This is a genomic window from Shewanella sp. Isolate11, from assembly GCF_022398315.1.
GTDB lineage: Bacteria > Pseudomonadota > Gammaproteobacteria > Enterobacterales > Shewanellaceae > Shewanella.
The window spans coordinates 453,595-472,200 of sequence record NZ_JAKEVF010000001.1; the positions used below are offsets into that span (position 1 = coordinate 453,595).

General features: G+C 44.6%; 20 protein-coding genes. 9 read left to right on the plus strand and 11 right to left on the minus strand.

What is annotated here, in order from left to right:
* The first annotated feature begins 44 nt into the window (after nt 1-44).
* Both L1D21_RS01880 and L1D21_RS01885 read left to right on the plus strand, forming a co-directional pair.
* Nucleotides 45-485, plus strand: coding sequence for a YeeE/YedE family protein (locus L1D21_RS01880; RefSeq protein ID WP_239843531.1), 441 nt, complete (start codon nt 45-47; stop codon nt 483-485).
* A 9-nt stretch (nt 486-494) separates the two neighbouring features.
* Nucleotides 495-968, plus strand: a complete 474-nt coding sequence (locus tag L1D21_RS01885; protein WP_239843532.1) for a DUF6691 family protein — start codon at nt 495-497, stop codon at nt 966-968.
* 119 nt (nt 969-1,087) lie between these two features.
* Here the strand turns inward: L1D21_RS01885 and L1D21_RS01890 are convergent, their stop codons facing one another.
* From L1D21_RS01890 to L1D21_RS01920, 7 genes are all read right to left on the minus strand, one after another.
* Entirely contained in the window at nt 1,088-1,849 is a 762-nt protein-coding gene (locus L1D21_RS01890) for a phosphatase PAP2 family protein (RefSeq protein ID WP_239843533.1), read from the minus strand.
* 184 nt (nt 1,850-2,033) lie between these two features.
* On the minus strand, nt 2,034-2,483 hold the full coding sequence (locus L1D21_RS01895; protein WP_239843534.1) for a SufE family protein: 450 nt from the start codon (nt 2,481-2,483) through the stop codon (nt 2,034-2,036).
* Between the two features lie 41 nt (nt 2,484-2,524).
* Entirely contained in the window at nt 2,525-3,736 is a 1,212-nt protein-coding gene (locus tag L1D21_RS01900) for a cysteine desulfurase (RefSeq protein ID WP_239843535.1), read from the minus strand.
* A gap of 127 nt (nt 3,737-3,863) precedes the next feature.
* Entirely contained in the window at nt 3,864-4,904 is a 1,041-nt protein-coding gene (locus tag L1D21_RS01905; protein WP_239843536.1) for an NADP(H)-dependent aldo-keto reductase, read from the minus strand.
* Nucleotides 4,905-5,026: 122 nt separating this feature from the next.
* Complete coding sequence (locus tag L1D21_RS01910) at nt 5,027-5,995, minus strand: bifunctional helix-turn-helix transcriptional regulator/GNAT family N-acetyltransferase (protein ID WP_239843537.1); 969 nt, start codon at nt 5,993-5,995, stop codon at nt 5,027-5,029.
* 147 nt (nt 5,996-6,142) lie between these two features.
* Complete coding sequence (yjjX, locus tag L1D21_RS01915) at nt 6,143-6,715, minus strand: inosine/xanthosine triphosphatase (RefSeq protein WP_239843538.1); 573 nt, start codon at nt 6,713-6,715, stop codon at nt 6,143-6,145.
* Nucleotides 6,716-6,719: 4 nt separating this feature from the next.
* Nucleotides 6,720-7,163 carry a GNAT family N-acetyltransferase gene (locus tag L1D21_RS01920; protein WP_239843539.1) on the minus strand — a complete coding sequence of 148 codons (444 nt, stop codon included), beginning with the start codon at nt 7,161-7,163 and terminating at the stop codon, nt 6,720-6,722.
* Between the two features lie 142 nt (nt 7,164-7,305).
* Between L1D21_RS01920 and L1D21_RS01925 the strand changes: the two genes are divergently transcribed.
* Together L1D21_RS01925 and L1D21_RS01930 are read left to right on the plus strand one after the other, a co-directional pair.
* Nucleotides 7,306-7,644 (plus strand): hypothetical protein, encoded by a 339-nt coding sequence (locus tag L1D21_RS01925; protein ID WP_239843540.1) that lies wholly within the window; start codon nt 7,306-7,308, stop codon nt 7,642-7,644.
* A gap of 217 nt (nt 7,645-7,861) precedes the next feature.
* Nucleotides 7,862-9,163, plus strand: coding sequence for a dicarboxylate/amino acid:cation symporter (locus L1D21_RS01930; RefSeq protein ID WP_239843541.1), 1,302 nt, complete (start codon nt 7,862-7,864; stop codon nt 9,161-9,163).
* An 81-nt stretch (nt 9,164-9,244) separates the two neighbouring features.
* On the opposite strand, the gene L1D21_RS01935 is transcribed toward L1D21_RS01930, so the two are convergent.
* Nucleotides 9,245-9,652 (minus strand): META domain-containing protein, encoded by a 408-nt coding sequence (locus tag L1D21_RS01935; RefSeq protein ID WP_239843542.1) that lies wholly within the window; start codon nt 9,650-9,652, stop codon nt 9,245-9,247.
* Between the two features lie 164 nt (nt 9,653-9,816).
* Between L1D21_RS01935 and L1D21_RS01940 the strand changes: the two genes are divergently transcribed.
* Nucleotides 9,817-10,038: a hypothetical protein gene (locus tag L1D21_RS01940; RefSeq protein ID WP_239843543.1), complete on the plus strand. Its 222-nt coding sequence runs from the start codon at nt 9,817-9,819 to the stop codon at nt 10,036-10,038.
* Between the two features lie 64 nt (nt 10,039-10,102).
* On the opposite strand, the gene L1D21_RS01945 is transcribed toward L1D21_RS01940, so the two are convergent.
* On the minus strand, nt 10,103-11,041 hold the full coding sequence (locus tag L1D21_RS01945; protein ID WP_239843544.1) for a GGDEF domain-containing protein: 939 nt from the start codon (nt 11,039-11,041) through the stop codon (nt 10,103-10,105).
* Between the two features lie 198 nt (nt 11,042-11,239).
* On the minus strand, nt 11,240-12,211 hold the full coding sequence (locus L1D21_RS01950) for a GGDEF domain-containing protein (protein WP_239843545.1): 972 nt from the start codon (nt 12,209-12,211) through the stop codon (nt 11,240-11,242).
* A gap of 136 nt (nt 12,212-12,347) precedes the next feature.
* Between L1D21_RS01950 and L1D21_RS01955 the strand changes: the two genes are divergently transcribed.
* Nucleotides 12,348-12,872, plus strand: coding sequence for a GNAT family N-acetyltransferase (locus tag L1D21_RS01955; protein ID WP_239844169.1), 525 nt, complete (start codon nt 12,348-12,350; stop codon nt 12,870-12,872).
* 10 nt (nt 12,873-12,882) lie between these two features.
* Nucleotides 12,883-13,230: a hypothetical protein gene (locus L1D21_RS01960; RefSeq protein ID WP_239843546.1), complete on the plus strand. Its 348-nt coding sequence runs from the start codon at nt 12,883-12,885 to the stop codon at nt 13,228-13,230.
* Between the two features lie 128 nt (nt 13,231-13,358).
* Here L1D21_RS01960 and metK read toward each other — a convergent pair whose 3' ends face one another.
* Nucleotides 13,359-14,513 (minus strand): methionine adenosyltransferase, encoded by a 1,155-nt coding sequence (gene metK / locus L1D21_RS01965; RefSeq protein ID WP_239843547.1) that lies wholly within the window; start codon nt 14,511-14,513, stop codon nt 13,359-13,361.
* Nucleotides 14,514-15,366: 853 nt separating this feature from the next.
* On the opposite strand from metK, the gene tkt reads away from it, so the two are divergent.
* A complete protein-coding gene (gene tkt, locus L1D21_RS01970; protein WP_239843548.1) occupies nt 15,367-17,361 on the plus strand; it encodes a transketolase in 1,995 nt (664 codons plus the stop codon).
* Nucleotides 17,362-17,501: 140 nt separating this feature from the next.
* Nucleotides 17,502-18,521 carry an erythrose-4-phosphate dehydrogenase gene (epd, locus tag L1D21_RS01975; protein WP_239843549.1) on the plus strand — a complete coding sequence of 340 codons (1,020 nt, stop codon included), beginning with the start codon at nt 17,502-17,504 and terminating at the stop codon, nt 18,519-18,521.
* Nucleotides 18,522-18,606: the final 85 nt, after the last annotated feature.

Genomic DNA, 18,606 nt, shown 5'->3' on the forward strand with positions numbered 1-18,606 from the left:
CTTATTGAAACACCTGAAATTGCTATTTTGTAAAGAGGTTTAGCATGGTTTCTTCTTATCTCATCTCGCTGGGTGGCGGGGTGTTAATTGGTCTGGCGGCGATTTTATTGATGCTGTGCAATGGCCGTATTGCTGGGGTCAGCGGTATTTTGTCGGCAGCCTTGTGGCCTAACGCCGAACAAAAGAACGTGAAAGGCGTTAGCTGGCAATGGTATTTTTTAGGCGGCATGATAATCAGCGGACTACTGCTAGCGGCACCATTACAGTCGCTATTAGATATTATGCCTATCGACCCAGCGAGTTTTACGATTTCGACACCGATATTAGTGCTATCGGGTTTATTTGTCGGCTTAGGCTGTAGTTTAGGTAACGGCTGTACTAGTGGTCATGGTGTATGTGGGATCGGCCGTTTGTCACTACGCTCGATTGTGGCAACCTGTGTCTTCATGTTGGTGGCATTTATTGTCGCTACTTTACTGCATTAAGGAGCGTTTATGAGTAAGTTTATTGCGCTCTTATGTGGCGTGTTATTTGGTACTGGGCTACTGATGTCGGGTCTTGCCGATCCTGCAAAAGTGTTGAGCTTTTTGAATCTTAGCTTGTTACAAACCGGTGAGTGGGATCCTTCATTGATCTTGGTAATGTTAGGAGCTATTGGGATCTATTTGCCTTTTTACTGGTTTATCGTCAAACCCAGAGCCAAAGCTAACTTAGCACCAGCATTTGCAAGTCATTATCATCTACCGACTAAAAAATTGATTGATGCGCCTTTGTTGTTAGGTGCGGCACTATTTGGTTTAGGTTGGGGGTTAGTCGGTATCTGTCCAGGGCCAGCTATTGTCAACCTATCTCACGGGGATTGGCAGATAGGTATATTCGTTCTAGCCATGTTAGTGGGCAGCTTTATTGCACATAAACTACATGCTTCAAGATTGTTGTTAAAAACCTCGGTAGCGGAAGACTTATAGTGAAGGTTGGCTTGCCTATTTTGCTCTAAGGTTTAGTGCTATGAGTAAAGTCGTTATTTTACTGATTGCTACTAGGCAAGCCATTGGATTTAATTAAATTTTATAAGCTAGTGTAAGGTTTAACTATTTGACCTGAACTCGGGGTAATCAACAGCACTTTCAACTCCTATACTGGTGGAGCTACGAAAGAACATGAAGTAGTGCAAACTTGCCGCGCTGAACCAAGAGAGGGTTAAACTCCAAACATCGTGCGACAGGAAGTGCGCTCCGCGTAGTTGTTGCGCTATGCCAAAAGCGAGTCCTAATGTTATTCCAAAGGCCAATCCCATCCAGCGATACTCTCGTTTATATGCTAGTGCCAGAAAATACAGAGCTACCCAAGCATACCCTGAGCTGGAGTGTCCGGCAGGAAAGCATTGTCCTGTCGATGGTGTGGTTGGCTGCTCTGAAAACAGGCTAAAATATTCCGCTTTTCCGCCAAACATCTTCAGATCCCAAGGACAGTCAATATGGATAAATGTCTTGCCTAATCTAACTAAAATTAAACTGGTCGCGATGCTCAATAGCAGGAATATTAAGCCTTTTCGGTAGGGTTTAAGCTTGGGCTGCTTAAAGCTAGCGATGATAAAACCAATGATGATCACCCCCAGCAATATGATAAAGAATCGGCCTCCGACATGGAACACGTTTTCGGTTAGCCAATATTGACGTAACGGCCAATGGTCAACGCCACCTTCGAGGTGAAAGAGCCACTGACTTAAATGTACGTCGATGTGAAACCACTCAATAATGAATATACAGATGATAAAAGCCAATGCAGGCAGTACCACGTGATTACGAACATAATCTGGTGGCGTAAAAGTATTGGGATCTTGAGTCATAATTATTATTGCTTTCCAAGTGCTAACCGCTAAATTCGATATCTAATACTGATTGGTTTAATACTTTAGTACTCAGACATCGAATATTTATAAGAGTTCGCTTTATTATTATTTTTGCATGCAATGCATCATTTACATTAGATTACATTGTTAAATGGATAGCAATATAGGTGTGAAAAATGAGCTATTGGCTGGCGGCAAGTTTGATTGCCATGGCCAAGGCAAAAAGTCCGTTGGTGCGAGACGGACTTAATTGACCACTAAGGCCTAAATCATTGAAATACTTTTCGATATTCAGTGCCGCTATAGTTTGTGCGTCTTTGCCATGAGTCGCAGCCAGTAACAGCGCTATTAGGCCTTTGACGATTCGCGCATCGCTGTCGGCAAGAAAATAATGCTTGTTGTCGATACAGCGATGATAAAGCCAAGCATTGCTCTCACAGCCTCTCACTTGGGCTTGTTCTACTCGAAAGCTGTCATCTAGGGCAGGTATGGATTTACCCAATAACATGATTTCACGATAACGAGCCTGCCAATCTCCCGCTTGTTTAAAGCGTTGTAAAATCGTCTTGCCATCTAACTCTTGTGCTAAGAAGGCATCGATATTGGGAAGGTTTTGGGCTGTCGAAATCATGCAGTTCCTTGAATTTGCTTAAGGTGATAAATGGGGTTGTGTTAAAGCAATAAGTCTTTAACTGAGCCCAGTGCGGCGATAAAGCGGTCGATATCTTCAGTGCTAGTATACACGCCGATAGAGGCACGGCAGCAGCCTTTTAATTGCAGTGCTTGCATCAATGGCATAGCACAGTGATGGCCGCAACGTACTGCTATGCCTTGTTGGTCGAGCAAAATCCCGACATCTTGATGATGTTCATTGGCCAGATTAAATGCCACCGCCCCTAAGTTATCTGCATGTGCGCCATAGAGAGTGATATCTCCTAGTGCTAACAACGACTGTTGTAAGTAGTGCAGCAGCTCAGCTTCATGTTGTCTTGTCTGTGGTTGAGGCAAAGACTGGAGAAAATTGATGGCTTCTCCTAGACCGATAACCGCACTGATGGGCGGAGTGCCTGCTTCTAAGCGATTAGGCAAAATGGCAAATTCGGTGTTGTCAAAGCTAACGCTTTTTATCATTTCGCCACCCGTCAGCAGTGGCGTTAGGCTGTCGAGGCGATCAAATTGTCCGTAGAGGATACCCACTCCAGTAGGGCCATACATTTTATGGCCTGAGAATAGATAAAAGTCACAACCAAGATCTTGAACGTCGATATCCATATGGGCAATAGCCTGAGCGCCATCAACAATAGTTATTGCGTCAACGGCCTTTGCTTGAGCCGCCATCTGCTTAATGGGGTTAACCGTACCCAGTACATTCGATACATGGCTTAAGGCGACTAATGCCGGACGCCGTTGTAACTGTGCGCTAAATTTTGCCTGATCGATACGGCAGGTTTCATTCAGCGCGATGGCCTCAATAGTGGCTCCGGTTCGTTGAGCCAGCATCTGCCAAGGCACCAGATTGGCATGGTGTGCGGCGGTATCAATTAAGATCAACGAGCCGGCTTTAATTTGAGAACTCAGTCCATGGGCGATGAGGTTTATGCCTTCGGTTGTGCCATGGGTGAAGATTATCTCTTCGCGCCGTTGCGCGCCGATAAACTGCTGCACGCTGTCACGCACTGCTTCATAACGGTTGGTGGCACGACTGGAGAGTTGGTGAGCCGCGCGATGAACGTTGGCATTATCATTCTGGTAATAACTATCAATGGCTTCGATCACTCGCAGAGGCTTTTGGCTGGTGGCCGCCGTATCGAGGTAACACAAAGGGTGATCCCCAAGTGTTTGAGCGAGAGCGGGAAACTGCTTACGCAGTAGATTCACGTCCATCTAAGTTCCAAGGTAGATAAAGTAAAAAGGCGCTAAGATCTTGGGAGATCTTAGCGCCTATTGCAAGCGGGAATTTAGCTTAATCGATTCAGTGTTACACACAGGACTCAATGATTAAGCTGAGCCATTAAGGGCAAGGAATACGGTACAGGGCTGACAGCTCGTCGAGTCGAGCTAATAATGGCTCGCTAAGGCTGACATTAATACTGTCGATGTTTTCTTTTAATTGGCTTACATTGGTAGCGCCAATAATGTTGGAACCGACAAACTGACGGCTATTAACGAACGCCAATGCCATCTGCGCCGGGCTTAATTGGAACTCCCGTGCCAGATCCACATAAGCTTTAGTTGCATCTAATGCCATCTGTGAATTAGTGTAACGGGCAAAACGCTTAAACAGAGTGAGACGAGCACCTTCAGGCCATTGGTCATTGACATATTTACCGCTTAGGGCACCGAAGGCCAGAGGCGAATAGGCTAGTAAGGGTAACTCTTCACGATGAGCAATTTCAGCCATACCTACTTCGAAACTACGATTAAGCAGGTTGTAGGGATTTTGAATACTGATAATACGCGGTAAGTCGTGTTTTTCAGCAAGCTGTAGGTATTTCATGATCCCCCAAGGGGTCTCATTAGATACACCTATATAACGAATTTTTCCGGCTTTAACCAGAGCCGCTAAGGCTTCTAAGGTTTCGAGAATCGGGGTGTTTTTTTCGTTATCTTGCTGCTCGTAAAACAGATCACCGAAAAAGTTGGTATTACGATTGGGCCAATGCAACTGGTATAGGTCGATGGTGTCTATTTGCAGACGAGAAAGTGAATCATCAACCGCTTGATGTATGTTGCTCCAATCCAGCGCCATATTTGGGCGAATGCCATCACTTTTGTCACCCGGTCCAGCGACTTTTGTGGCGATGACCAAGTTGTCACGGTTACCACGAGCCTTAAGATAATTACCGAGAATCCGCTCCGTTTCACCTTGGGTTTCAGCTTTAGGCGGTACGGGATAGAGCTCGGCGGTGTCGATGAAGTTAATTCCTGCACCGATAGCATAATCGAGCTGTTCAAAGGCTTCGCTTTGGGTATTTTGTTCGCCCCAAGTCATAGTGCCGAGGCAGATTTTACTAACTTCAAGGCTGGAATGTGGAAGTCGTTTATAGTCCATTCGAATCTCCAGAATGAGCAACTGTTATCACTGAGGCTAGCAAGCTTTGATATGAAACACTAGCTAAATTCAGTGGTGATTAATAACTATATTAGCTAATTGATTTCAATATGATTTATTGGTTAAAGTTTGAGCATCATTGGCAGTTCACAGGCATCGTGCCCCGTGTTTCCCAAGGGCTGTTGCAGGTATTCAAATCCCAGTTTTTCATAGAGTTTTATCGCTTCTTGTAAACAGGCGGTAGTTTCTAAATAGCAGTGACTATAGCCTTGAGCTCGGGCGAAGGTTAATGCTTGTAGTGCCAGACGTTTGGCAAAACCTTTACCGCGGATGTTGCTGTCAAAATACATTTTTTGTAGTTCGCAGACTCCCGGATTTCCCGCCAGTGGAGCGATCCCCGCGCCGCCGTAGACTCTGTTTTTAGCTTCTATGATCCAGTAATGGGCATCGGCAGCCTGATAGACTTGATATAAATTATCTAGGGTGGGATCGGCAACGCCATAGCCTTTATCTGGCGTCAGTCCATATTCGGCTGACACTTGACGGATCACCCGAGCAATATGTGGGTTATCTTCGGTTGTTATACTGCGGATGGTGAATCCTTGCTGCATCTTGGCTTGCTCTATGGCGCGACTATATTGGGTTAATGAGCTGGTGAGTTGGTCTATTTGCGCTTGAGATAATTGCGCTAAAATCTGCTCAAAAACTTGGTTTTGCTGATCATTTAATGCCTTTAACTGACGTTTACCCTGAGGGGTGAGTTGGCATAAAGAACTGCGGCTATCTCGGGGATTATTGCGAGTCGTCGCATAGCCTTTTTCACACAGCTGGCTGACAGCGCGGCTGGCATTGGACTTATCTATGTTTAAACAGCTTGCCAGTTGTTTGATTGATAGTGCTTGCGTATCCATTTCTATGATGGCGTGAGCCTGAACTGGGGAGAGTGGCAAATCACCATATACTGAATCGAGTAGGCCTAACTGCTTAGCTAATGATCTGGAGAGGCTTCGCAAGGAAGTACAGGTTTGTGGCAGTACTGACTCTTGTGAGTCTACGGCATCATTAATAGGATTGGGGCAATAGTGTGTCATTAGCGAAAAATAAAAGCCAAGTTAGTTGCGGTTTACATCTAACTTAGTGGGCTTGATCTGCAAATGCAAGGACTTACTAATATAGAATAGCGTTTAGTCGATATAGCAACTTAATCTAAGTGCCAAGTCACTATATTTCATCAACTTCTAATCAAATTGTTGTGGATTAACAAAGGGAGCCATAGCCAGCACTAAGGCCTGAGTATAGACGCTTTCACGACTGGCTTTGCCTGCAGTAAACAGGCTAATGGCACCGCCTTTTTGCTTGATGTTGACCGTGTTAAATAGGGTGTCCATCACATCGCCAAGCTCTTGTCCCGCTTTAAGTGCTTGATAAACATGATTTGGCAGAGGCAGTTGCGCGCTGCGGCCTATAGATAATTTATCTTGATAGATGATAGCCATGTAGGCGAAAGTGGCTGCGCCATGTTCGAAACAATCCACTCCACCTTCCATTGCAATATATAAATCGGCTTCGAGTTGGTTTTCGAGTTTGGCTTGCTGCTGGCAAAAACGGGCGCGGTTTATGGCGCCCAGTTTGGTTTCATCATCTGTCATCGGTTGATCGGCAACGCCTGAGGGAGCATGCATACCTTGGCTAAGTATTTCCGCATCGGGAAATAACATGGCGACAGCATGGTGAGCGGCACTAATTTTCACCGGATTATTTGAACCTACGGTAATTCGAATCTTTGTCGCGCTGCTGAGACCTGTGTTCATTGAGTTATTTCTCTTCGTACATCAAGTAGTAACTTTCATCCATGCCTAGTGCTTGGTAGGTTTGCTGCGCCTTAGTGTTTTCTTGTTCGACGTAAAGTCTGAAACTGGCAGCGCCACCATTTGCTTCTGCGATGGTTTTTACCGCTTGGTATAGTTTGCTGTAGATGCCTTGGCGACGATTTTCTGGACGAATATAGACGCTTTGGATCCAGTAATAATCTTTAGCTCGCCAATCGCTCCATTCAAAGGTCACCATAAGTGAACCCACAATGTCACCATCAAGTTCGGCCACCAGATAAAAGCCTTTTTGTGGATTATCGAGTAAGGTTTTAACCCCAACTGAGAGTGTTTCATTATCCAGTTGTAGTCCTTCGGTTTCTTCAGCCATCGCCTGATTAAATTGCACTAATGCGCTCAGATCTGATTGTTGGCCTTTTCTTATTTGCATCATTTTCTCCTCGGATAAGCGCGCTACTTTACCATGAATTGGTTTTTGGGTTTGGCAGATTTTTCGCAATTTCTTATACGACTAAAGTCTAACTCTGCTAAGCTTTTATCATATTGTTTTCGATATATCTAAGGATGAAAATATGACGTGTCGCCAGCCACAGAAACCTCGAAATGGCATTGAGGAAACAGTATCCCAATCATCAAATAAGAGTAACAATACCATTCAGTTAGTCCACGCTATTCCTCACTCAGAGGAAGTGCATCACCTGTGGCATTTTAGCTTAACCTTGTTAACTTTTGGCCTGTGGGGCATAGTGTGGTGGCGCATAATTATTAAATCCCAAGGAGAAGACTCTCAGTTTTTCGATGGTTTCGACGACGCCTACTGGAGCCATTTGATCGAGCGAGAACAACCTCCAGCAGCCCTGTATACCATTCAATTCGATGCTAAGCAGCGCTCGGCGCAGTTTGATGCGTGAATTTTAGTTACTGTATATTTATCTTTATGATTAATCCGTTTTATTGAATTGTTATTCACTTTCTGCGCTACTTATAAACAGACATGAATCACATCATGGGCTTTAAGCACATGCTAGACTGCATATCTTGGTTAAACCTGCATACTTATTCGGTGCTTGTTGGGATCGTTAAGCCCATGCTAGGTTAGATTACTTCTTATTTTCAGGGCTAAAAAACATGTCTCAACAATCCTCGTCTGTACTGGGTAAGGCTTGGTCTGGCTGGATGTCTGTACCATTATGGTTACAAATTCTAATGGGTATGATGCTGGGTATCATTGCGGGTATCGCTCTTGGTGAGCAAGCTGTACTGCTTAAACCCATAGGTACGCTGTTTGTGAATACCATTAAGATGCTCATTGTCCCTCTGGTGTTCTGTTCTTTAATTGTCGGTGTCACCTCAATGCAAGACACGGCTAAGATGGGCCGCATCGGTTTTAAATCTTTTGTTTTCTATCTCGGTACTACTTCAATTGCAATTACACTGGGTCTAGGGGTTGGGCATCTACTTGCACCTGGGGTAGGGCTGAATATGACACCCGATGCCGGCACGGCTGCTGCTAAAGCTGCACCCTCTGTAATGGAAACCTTAATTAATATTGTACCGACTAACCCTGTTGCTGCATTGGCAAATGGACAGATATTACAAGTGATCGTTTTTGCGGTTGCTTTAGGGATTGCCTTGGTATTGATTGGTGAGCGTGGCAAACCAGCAATTAAGATGTTTGAAAGCCTGGCTGAGGCCATGTTCAAGCTCACCGACATGGTCATGAAGTTAGCGCCTTACGGGGTATTCGGCTTGATGGCTTGGGTTGCTGGCGCTTATGGGATCGATATGTTAGCGCCGCTGATAAAGGTGATTATTGCCGTCTATCTGGGTTGCTTACTACATATACTGGGCTTCTATAGCTTACTACTTAGTACAGTGGCTAAACTTAATCCGCTGCAATTTTTCAAAGGAATTCGTAGTGCATTAGCCGTGGCTTATACCACATCTAGTTCGGCAGGAACTCTGCCTGTGAGTATGAAATGTGCCAATGAATCACTAGGGGTTAACAAGAAGATTTCTAGCTTCGTATTACCTTTAGGTACCACAATTAATATGGATGGTACGGCGCTATACCAAGGGGTGACAGCCTTATTTGTTGCTCAGGCATTTGGTATCGATCTGACCTGGGTTGATTACATCACCATTATTCTTACTGCGACATTAGCTTCCATCGGAACAGCAGGTGTTCCAGGGGCAGGTTTAGTGATGTTGACACTCGTGCTAACCACAGTGGGTTTACCCCTTGAAGGTGTAGCAATTATTGCCGGTATAGATCGTGTACTCGATATGGCGCGTACTGTGGTGAATGTGGCTGGAGACTTAGTCGCAACCACGATTATTGCTAAGTCTGAAGATGAGTTAGATATTGAGCATTACAATGCCGATGAGCAGCAGAGCCTGCTACTGGCTGAGAAGCTAGATCAAGTTTAATTATTGATTTAAATCTTCTACAAATATCGTTTAAGCCGCCCTGGAGTATACCTGTGGCGGCTTTTTATTAGCGTAAAGATTTTACTGGCTTAAGACCAGTAAGGTTTTGCCCTTGGTATCTTTAAGTAATAGTTTACCTTTGGCCAGTGTGGCTTGGTTAACTAACGGCATGGCTTGCATGACGCGCTGCTCTTGATCCATTAAAGCATCGACACAAGCTTTCATTGTGTTGCCCGTTGGCGATAGGCTAAGTTGTTCACCATTTAATTGGTATTGACCAAAAAATTGGTTGCAGCTGTTATTACCGCTCAATTGATTATCTTCACCGAAGGTCAGCTGGGCAGGGCTATAGTCTATCACGGGGCGGCCTTGAACTGACTCTATGTGCCAGGTGCCGGCAATGGCGATATTAGTTGGGGTGGTCGAGGTAGTTTGACAGGCCGCTAAACTTAATAATGCACAGGCGGCTAAAAGAAATTGCTTTGACATGAGATGATCCGAAAAAGAGTAAGAATGACTATTTTGACAATGATAGTCCGATTTAAAAAGCATTTTGGCATTTTTTCAGAAATTTCTTAACTTTTTTAGAGTTATATTGACTACTCAATGGCAAACTAAGAGGCAATAGTCATATCTAAGGGGCTTTAAACGAGATGATGACACTGTTAAAAGTAGTGCATTGGATAGGCTTATTGTTGCTGATCGCCGGTTTGACTCTTTATGGATTAACTGAAGTCACTCACAAAATAGCCGGAATGGTGTTAGTAGCTAGTCTTATTGGTTTTGGTTTAGTGATGATGTCACCTTTTCCTATCGTATTATTTATCCAATGGGCTAAAGCACAAGATGATTCCAAGAAAGATTGTGATAATTAAGGTAAACAGATATGAGGTTAAGTTAGCTAAACAGCCGCCTCAAGGTGGCTGTTTAGGTTCTCATTTAGCGTGGGGTTATCTTGCTTTGAACCTCAACTCTACTGGTTAGTAAATTCTGTTTTGCCACCTCGACCATAGGCTCAATGGCTAAGTGAGAGCGGGGAGAAAAGAAGCTACTGCCGATAGCGATACTATGTTGAATGTCTTCTTTAGCGAGCTGCTTTCTTAAGCGTCGAGTCAAGGCATCTAAGTTTGCTTGGCTATCAACGAATGCCAGAATGGCAAATAAGCGATCTTCTACTCTAGCCGAGACGTCGGCGTCCCGCATATTGTGATGGATCACTCTGGCCAATTTTCTTAATGCTTGTGTTTGTGAAAGTTTATCTGGATAGCTGTTGAGATCCTCCAGCAGCACCACTGCGGCGTTAGATCCAAAACGTCGGCTTAAACTGAGCTGTCTAGGTGCCATCAGATTGAAGCCGTAGGGATTGAGCATACAAGTCAGTTCATCTTGTAATGACATCATCTGTACTTGTTGCATTAAAAAGAGATGTTTGAGTTCTGCCTGAATTAAAGCCTTGCTAGTTTCCAAGAGCGGATGGAGTCGATCGAATTGCGCCTTACGTTTGCTATTACAGATCAGGATAGCACCAAAAACTTGTCCATCGGACCAATACAGAGGCAGGGCACTGAGTTGGTGAAATTGTGCGAGATGCTTACAGCCGGTTTGGTTGAACACCAGTAGATCATAACCTGTGTAACTAAACAGCTCTTTTGCAAGCCAGGGGTCGCTAAATTGAGTTCCAGCGTACAGACCTAGATTCGTGGCTTGGCGACTACAAACTACCTGAAACTCATCTTGGTGATATTGCAAGATGAGACAGGCATCTGCTTGATAACAGTCACTCAGTAAATCGACTTGCTGTTGCCATCTTGGCAGCGTAATTGCCGGGTGATCGCGCTCGCGAAGCCAAGAAGTTTTTTCGGCTGATTGAAGTAACATTGATTGCTCTCTTATTATTTTTATTAGTTTAAGCGAGTGAATTTTGTACTAAATCATATTTATATCACAATCGAATCTGCTTTGTTGAGAGAATGTTATTTATAGTGAATTAGCTCTCTATTTCATATCAACTCCGTGATGCAGATTGATTTTACATAATGATTTTATTGATTTTTTATATGTTGTTATTGTCATGTTTTATAACAGTTTCATGCCGCCGCCGTCGCTATCAGTTGGCTGATTAGCTTGCTGCGAACGCAGTTGGGATTTAGCTTTTTCTATCATGGGCGCTAATTTGACGCTGGACTCAGGAGAGAAAAACGAATAAGCCGAATCGAGATGAAGTTGGTCACTTTGCTGTATTAATAGCTTTTCGACCCGTCTAATAATATGCGGAATATCCCGCTCAGAATCGATAAACACCAAGACCACGAATTGGGCTTTTTGGTAGTGGGCGGCAATATCGGCAGTTCGTATGGTGTCTTGAATGATACGACCCAGTAACCTGATATGTTTATCTTCTAAGGTTTCTAGTCTAGGTGCATTGGGATACAACTCGAAAAATAGCACTGCGGCATGAGCTCCGAAGCGACGGCCAAGGTTAAGTTGTCTCGGTGCCATCATAATAAAACCATAATGATTGAGCATTCCGGTATCACGGTCGCGCATCGACAGCGATTCAATCCGTTGATTTTGACAGAGCAGTGCCAAGTCTTGTTGCAGTAAAATTTGGAATGGCTCGAGCATAAATGAGCTATTTTCGCCCTGCTCATCAACCTTGCTATTGAGCACACACAGACAACCAAAAGGACTACCGTCAGGCCAGAGAATGGGCCTGGAGAGAATATTGCTTTCGGCGCTAAAGTCGTCGGGTAGGGGGAAGGCGACGCTGGAGAGATTGATGCTAATCCCTTCTGGTTGCGAGGTCGTGAAGCGGTGAAACAGTTCAGTATTTTCACTGTAAACCGTACCCGACAGGTATTTGCGTGAGTCGTTAATTGAACTGACAATGACTTCATATCCTAGGTCAGTTTTTTGTAAAACCAAGGCTACATCAGCCTGATAATAGCGTTTCATCAATTCACATTGATGCATCCATCTGACTAAGTTAATCTGCGCGTTATCGTTTTCCAGTATACTGATACCGGGTTTTATATTTTCTGGCAGCATATATGTTCCAAGTCCTTGTCAACTTTATTAATTGTGGTTGTGAGTTGGCTGTTTTGCAAATAGGTTCAGTGTGATGAATCTATTTGCTTTTTGATGAATTATAGATGAGTTCACCGTGTTAATAAGATTAGCCCAAATTAATGATGTTCAAGCACTTTTTTTTCTGGAACATAGCCAACTCGAAGCAGAATTGGCCGCAAGTCAGAGAGGCGGCGTAATGCAAGGGCAAGCGTTTAGTCAGGATGAACTTTCTATCCTTGTTAAACAGCACTGGATTGTGGTGGCAGAGTCCGATGGCGAGATAGTGGGGTATGTGATTGCAGGAAGCTGGTCTTTCTTCGAAAATTGGCCCATTTATCGTCGACTGTTGAGCCGGATACATCAGCACTCGATCGAGCAGCAAGGGTTAACTCAGACTAATTGCTGCCAATATGGCCCAATTTGGATCAGCCCTGCTCACCGAGGTAAAGGCATCTTTGAAGCTTTGGTCAGTGAACTTAAATCCCAAGTCAAAGTACGATACCCCTTTATGTTGACTTTCATCGCCGAAGATAATGATCGCTCATTTGCCGCCCATACTCAAAAAGCGGCAATGCAGGTGGTAGATTTTTTCGACTTTGATGGCCGTGATTATTACTTATTAGCGACAGCTACGTCATAAGGGGGGAATTATGCCGACTCTGATTGAGCAATTATTAGCGCCATATCGTCAACTCAACTTGAGTGCCTTCGATAATATGAAGTTATTAAAAGGCCTACTTGCTGAGCAACAACAGCCTTGCCAGTGCTTTGAGTTACAAAGGCAATATGAGCAGCAATCCCGAGGTTATTATTGTATTGAGTGGCAACAAACTTGGATTGATTGCGGTTGGAGTAATGACTATAGCGCCAGTTTTTCAACCATGGATGCTCCGAGCGAGTTGCAAGTGAGTCAGGCTAAAGAGGTTGAAGTCCCGTTATTAACACTGCAACAGTTGAGTTTTATGTGCATGCAGTACAGCCATTTCGATCACTGTTGATTGAAGCTAAATATGTTGGGAAGATCACCTTCTTACTATTGATGGGTATTAAAACTCATTAATAAAAAACCGCCATGAAGGCGGTTTTTTGATATTTAGCGGACTGTCGAGTCAATGACAGGCCAAGACTAAAGCTTAGCGTCAGCGCGTAAAACCTCAGCTTTATCGGTACGTTCCCATGGGAATTCGTTGCGGCCAAAGTGCCCATAAGCAGCAGTCGCTTGATAGATAGGACGAGCCAGATCTAGCATTTCAGTTAGGCCATAAGGACGTAAGTCGAAGTGTTGACGTACTAGCTTGATCAATACTTCTTCAGACACTTTACCCGTGCCAAATGTTTCTACACTGATAGATGTTGGTTCAGCTACACCAATGGCGTAAGACACTTGGATCTCACAGCGATCGGCTAGACCCGCAGCAACGATATTCTTAGCGACATAACGAGCAGCATAAGCGGCACTACGGTCTACTTTTGAAGGATCTTTACCAGAGAATGCACCGCCACCGTGACGAGCCATGCCGCCGTAGGTATCAACGATGATCTTACGACCCGTTAGACCACAGTCACCCACTGGACCACCAATCACGAAGCGACCGGTCGGGTTAATGAAGTATTTAGTGTCTTTAGTTAACCATTGCTCTGGCAGTACAGGCTTGATAATAGTTTCCATCACGCCTTCAATCAGATCAGCTTGGCTAACGCTGTCGCAGTGTTGAGTCGATAACACTACGGCGTCGATACCAGCGATGCTACCGTCACTGTTATATGCAAACGTGACCTGACTTTTTGCATCTGGACGTAACCAAGGCAAAATTTCATTCTTACGAACTTCAGATTGACGCTTCACCAACTTATGGGAATAAGTGATAGGTGCTGGCATCAACACATCAGTCTCATTGTTGGCATAACCGAACATTAAGCCTTGGTCACCAGCGCCTTGCTCTTTAGGATCCGCGCGGTCAACACCTTGGTTAATATCTGGAGACTGTTTACCAATGGCATTTAAAACCGCACATGAATCGGCATCGAAGCCCATGTCTGAATGGGTATATCCGATATCGCGTACCGTCTTACGGGTGATCTCTTCGATATCTACCCATGCTGAAGTAGTGACTTCGCCGCCTACCATCACCATACCGGTTTTTACGTAAGTTTCACACGCAACACGCGCCTTAGGATCTTGCTCTAAGATTGCGTCAAGTACCGCATCAGAAATTTGATCGGCGATTTTATCTGGATGACCTTCTGAGACCGACTCAGAGGTAAACAAGTGCTTTGCCATATTGGAAAATCTCGTCTTTAATCAATTTGAATGTGTAGAAGTATCTACATCTAGACGTCTATTTTAGTGGAAATTGATTTGGATAACACCCCTTTCAGCAAAAATTGTGCTGTATAACGCAGTAAATATTTTTTAGGAGCTGATTTTGCAGCGATTAATATTAGGGCGTGTTGATCTTTAAAGTCTGTTTTTGCAGCGATTTGTTGGATATTAATATTAAGGCAGCGCTGTTGATGTGTGTTATTTCACGTGAAAAAGTACTAACGCAGTATAAATGACAACAAACGCTGCCTAGACGCTTGGTTAAAAACCTTTTCTCTTTGTGATGAGCTGATTTGCTTAGCTGATTAGGCATCACACCTTATGCCAGGATTAAAACACTTTTACTTAACCTGAACTCGGGATAACGAGTGTCGGAAAATCTAAATTTAACCAGCTAATTCAATGCTATAAAGGATTAGTTTGAAAAGGAAAGTTTATTTTTGACTGAATGCGCAGATTTTTGAGCATATCAATGCGCTCTGTCGTACACCATAGCGAGCTATGGTTAGGCAGAGCAACGCAGAGAGGCACGCAAAGATGCCTATTCAGCGGCTCTGCTTATTCAGAGCTCAGGTTACTTAGACCAAAAACGAAACAGCAAAGATCAACGCGCACAGGGTAATACACTGTTTTAAAATCGATTCCCCTTATCTGTGCCGCCATTGAATTTTGGTTATTTTGCCCATCTCATGGCCTATATGTAGATTATCTCTATTACAGAACGATTTTTATTTGCGTCCCACCGCCTAGTAGGGGAAAATGTGTCCCCATTAATACCTTACATAATCCCTAAAAATCAGCAGGAGAGAGCATGTCATCTCGTAAAGAACTCGCAAACGCTATCCGCGTATTAAGTATGGATGCCGTTCAGAAAGCCAACTCTGGTCACCCAGGTGCTCCAATGGGAATGGCGGATATCGCTGAAGTCCTTTGGAATGACTTCCTAAAGCATAACCCAACTAATCCACAGTGGGCTGATCGTGACCGTTTCGTCCTTTCAAATGGCCATGGCTCAATGCTGATCTACTCTTTGTTACACCTGAGTGGCTACGCTCTACCTATCGAAGAGATTAAGAATTTCCGTCAACTGCACTCTAAAACGCCGGGTCACCCAGAATATGGTTACACTCCAGGTGTTGAAACGACCACTGGCCCACTAGGCGCTGGTATCAGTAATGCGGTTGGTATGGCGATTGCTGAAAAGACATTAGCTGCACAATTTAACCGTCCAGGCCATGATATCGTTGATCACTTCACTTACTGTTTCTTAGGTGATGGCTGTTTGATGGAAGGTATCTCTCATGAAGCTTGTTCATTAGCGGGTACTTTAGGCCTCGGCAAACTGATCGCATTCTGGGATGACAACGGTATTTCTATCGATGGTCACGTTGAAGGTTGGTTTACTGACGATACCGCTAAGCGTTTCGAATCTTACGGCTGGCATGTCATTGCCGGTGTTGATGGTCACGATCCACAAGCGATCAGTGCCGCAATCGCCGAGGCAAAATCTGTTACCGACAAGCCAACAATGATCTGCTGTAAAACCATTATTGGCTTCGGTTCGCCAAACAAGTCTGGTAGCCATGACTGTCACGGTGCACCACTGGGGGATGCTGAAATTGCAGCAGCACGTGAATTCCTAGGTTGGGAACACGGTGCATTTGAAATTCCAGAAGACGTATACGCAGGCTGGGATGCCAAAGAAGTTGGCGCAAGCAATGAGTCGGCTTGGAACGAAAAACTAGCCGCTTATGAAGCTGCTCACCCAGAATTGGCAGCGGAATATAAGCGTCGCGTTATCGATGGTGAATTACCAGCCGATTTCGAAGCTAAAGCACAAGCTTTCATCAAAGAGTGTCAAGAGAAAGGCGAAAGCATTGCTAGCCGTAAAGCATCACAAAATGCTATCGGTGCATTCGGTGCGTTACTTCCTGAACTACTTGGTGGTAGTGCTGATTTAGCTGGTTCTAACCTGACGCTATGGTCTGGTTCAAAAGGTATCCAAGAAGATCCAGCTGGTAACTACATTTACTATGGTGTACGTGAATTCGGTATGAGCGGTATCATGAACGGTATCTCATTACACGGTGGCTTCATCAATTATGGCGCGACTTTCATGATGTTCATGGAATACGCACGTAATGCGGTACGTATGTCAGCACTTATGGGTATTCAAAACATCTTCGTTTATACCCATGATTCAATCGGTCAAGGTGAAGATGGTCCAACTCACCAACCTGTTGAGCAGTTAGCTAACTTACGTATGACACCTAACATGATGGTATGGCGCCCTTGTGATGCTGCTGAAACAGCAGTGGCTTGGAAGTCGGCTATCGAGCGTCGTGATGCACCAACGTCATTGATCTTCAGCCGTCAAGGCTTACCTGCTCAAAGTCGTAGTGAAGCGCAATTAGCTGATGTTGCTAAAGGTGGTTACGTCCTGAGTGACTGTGCTGGCACACCAGATGTGATTCTTATTGCAACTGGTAGTGAAGTACAGCTAGCCCTTGATTCTGCAGCGGCACTGGCTGAGCAAGGCAAGCAAGTTCGCGTAGTTTCTATGCCATCGACTAATGCGTTTGATGCACAAGATGCTGAATACAAAGAGTCTGTATTGCCTAGAGCGGTAACTAAGCGTGTCGCTATCGAAGCGGCTCACGTTGATTTCTGGCATAAGTATGTTGGTTTCGACGGTGGCGTTGTCGGTATGGCCACCTTCGGTGAGTCAGCGCCAGGCGGTGAATTGCTGAAGTACTTTGGCTTCACTGTTGAAAACGTAGTTGCAACAGTTAACGCTCTAGCTTAAGGCTGAAACGTTATATTAAGTATTAGTTGTCTTGCCGACTAATGCTCATTAGGCGGCTTATCCGGTAGCAATACTGGATAAGCCGTTGTTGCATTGATAGTTTGACCCTGCAGAAAAGATGTAAGGAGCTAACGGGCTTAATGATCAAAGTTGCTATTAATGGTTATGGCCGTATTGGCCGTTCAATTCTCCGTGCGCTTTATGAATCGGGTAAGCGAGATCGTATTCAGATCGTGGCTATCAATGAGCTTGCCAAACCCGAAGCTATGCTTCATCTGACTCAGTACGATACTACTCATGGGCGTTTCCAATCGCCGACCTCATTAGTCGATAATTACCTGACAGTCGGTGATGATCGCATTGCATTACTGCATGAAAGCGAGCCAGAGAATCTGCCTTGGGCTGAGATGGATATCGATATCGTCTTCGAAGCCACTGGCGCATTAACCGATCGACAAGCCTGTGAAGCCCATATCAAAGCCGGTGCAAAACAAGTATTGATAAGTAACCCCTCTTCTAGCGATGTTGACGCGACCATTGTTTATGGCGTTAATCATGAGGAGTTAAAGGCTGAGCACACCATAGTTTCAAATGCTTCCTGCACCACCAATTGCTTAGTGCCGATCATTCAGGTGCTGGATCGCGCCTTCAAAGTAAAGAGCGGTGCCATTACTACGATTCACTCTGCGATGAACGATCAGCAAGTGATCGACGCATATCATGATGATCTTCGTAGAACCCGCGCCGCCGGACAATCGATTATTCCGGTAGATACTAAACTTGCCCGAGGTATTGAGCGCATTTTGCCTGAGATGAAAGATAAGTTTGAGGCGATCTCGGTACGCGTGCCAACCATCAATGTGACCGCAATCGACTTGTCGGTCACCTTAGATAAACGCGTCGATATTGACACTGTGAACCAAGTTTTATCCCAAGCCGCCGATGGCTTATATAGTGGCGTGGTAGGCTATACTAATGCGCCCTTGGTATCGTGTGACTTTAACCATGATCCCCGCTCGAGCATTGTCGATGGCACCCAGACGCGTGTCAGCGATGGCCATCTGGTGAAGCTATTATTATGGTGTGATAACGAATGGGGCTTTGCCAATCGCATGCTCGATACCAGTTTAGAGATGATTAAAGCCGTTAGGGCTGAATAGTAATAATGCTGGTGGCAAAGCCGCCAGTAGATGTAATGGTGTGATGACCCATACATATTGATTTAGAACCGAATTTTTGCACTTT

Coding starts and splice junctions, on each gene's coding strand:
- L1D21_RS01900 (WP_239843535.1), bottom strand. CDS start 3,736: ATGGACGTGAATCTACTGCGTAAGCAGTTTCCCGCTCTCGCTCAAACA.
- epd (WP_239843549.1), top strand. CDS start 17,502: ATGATCAAAGTTGCTATTAATGGTTATGGCCGTATTGGCCGTTCAATT.
- tkt (WP_239843548.1), top strand. CDS start 15,367: ATGTCATCTCGTAAAGAACTCGCAAACGCTATCCGCGTATTAAGTATG.
- L1D21_RS01930 (WP_239843541.1), top strand. CDS start 7,862: ATGTCTCAACAATCCTCGTCTGTACTGGGTAAGGCTTGGTCTGGCTGG.
- L1D21_RS01960 (WP_239843546.1), top strand. CDS start 12,883: ATGCCGACTCTGATTGAGCAATTATTAGCGCCATATCGTCAACTCAAC.
- L1D21_RS01920 (WP_239843539.1), bottom strand. CDS start 7,163: ATGCAAATAAGAAAAGGCCAACAATCAGATCTGAGCGCATTAGTGCAA.
- L1D21_RS01925 (WP_239843540.1), top strand. CDS start 7,306: ATGACGTGTCGCCAGCCACAGAAACCTCGAAATGGCATTGAGGAAACA.
- L1D21_RS01895 (WP_239843534.1), bottom strand. CDS start 2,483: ATGATTTCGACAGCCCAAAACCTTCCCAATATCGATGCCTTCTTAGCA.
- L1D21_RS01945 (WP_239843544.1), bottom strand. CDS start 11,041: ATGTTACTTCAATCAGCCGAAAAAACTTCTTGGCTTCGCGAGCGCGAT.
- L1D21_RS01940 (WP_239843543.1), top strand. CDS start 9,817: ATGATGACACTGTTAAAAGTAGTGCATTGGATAGGCTTATTGTTGCTG.
- L1D21_RS01885 (WP_239843532.1), top strand. CDS start 495: ATGAGTAAGTTTATTGCGCTCTTATGTGGCGTGTTATTTGGTACTGGG.
- metK (WP_239843547.1), bottom strand. CDS start 14,513: ATGGCAAAGCACTTGTTTACCTCTGAGTCGGTCTCAGAAGGTCATCCA.
- L1D21_RS01880 (WP_239843531.1), top strand. CDS start 45: ATGGTTTCTTCTTATCTCATCTCGCTGGGTGGCGGGGTGTTAATTGGT.
- L1D21_RS01950 (WP_239843545.1), bottom strand. CDS start 12,211: ATGCTGCCAGAAAATATAAAACCCGGTATCAGTATACTGGAAAACGAT.
- L1D21_RS01910 (WP_239843537.1), bottom strand. CDS start 5,995: ATGACACACTATTGCCCCAATCCTATTAATGATGCCGTAGACTCACAA.
- yjjX (WP_239843538.1), bottom strand. CDS start 6,715: ATGAACACAGGTCTCAGCAGCGCGACAAAGATTCGAATTACCGTAGGT.
- L1D21_RS01890 (WP_239843533.1), bottom strand. CDS start 1,849: ATGACTCAAGATCCCAATACTTTTACGCCACCAGATTATGTTCGTAAT.
- L1D21_RS01935 (WP_239843542.1), bottom strand. CDS start 9,652: ATGTCAAAGCAATTTCTTTTAGCCGCCTGTGCATTATTAAGTTTAGCG.
- L1D21_RS01905 (WP_239843536.1), bottom strand. CDS start 4,904: ATGGACTATAAACGACTTCCACATTCCAGCCTTGAAGTTAGTAAAATC.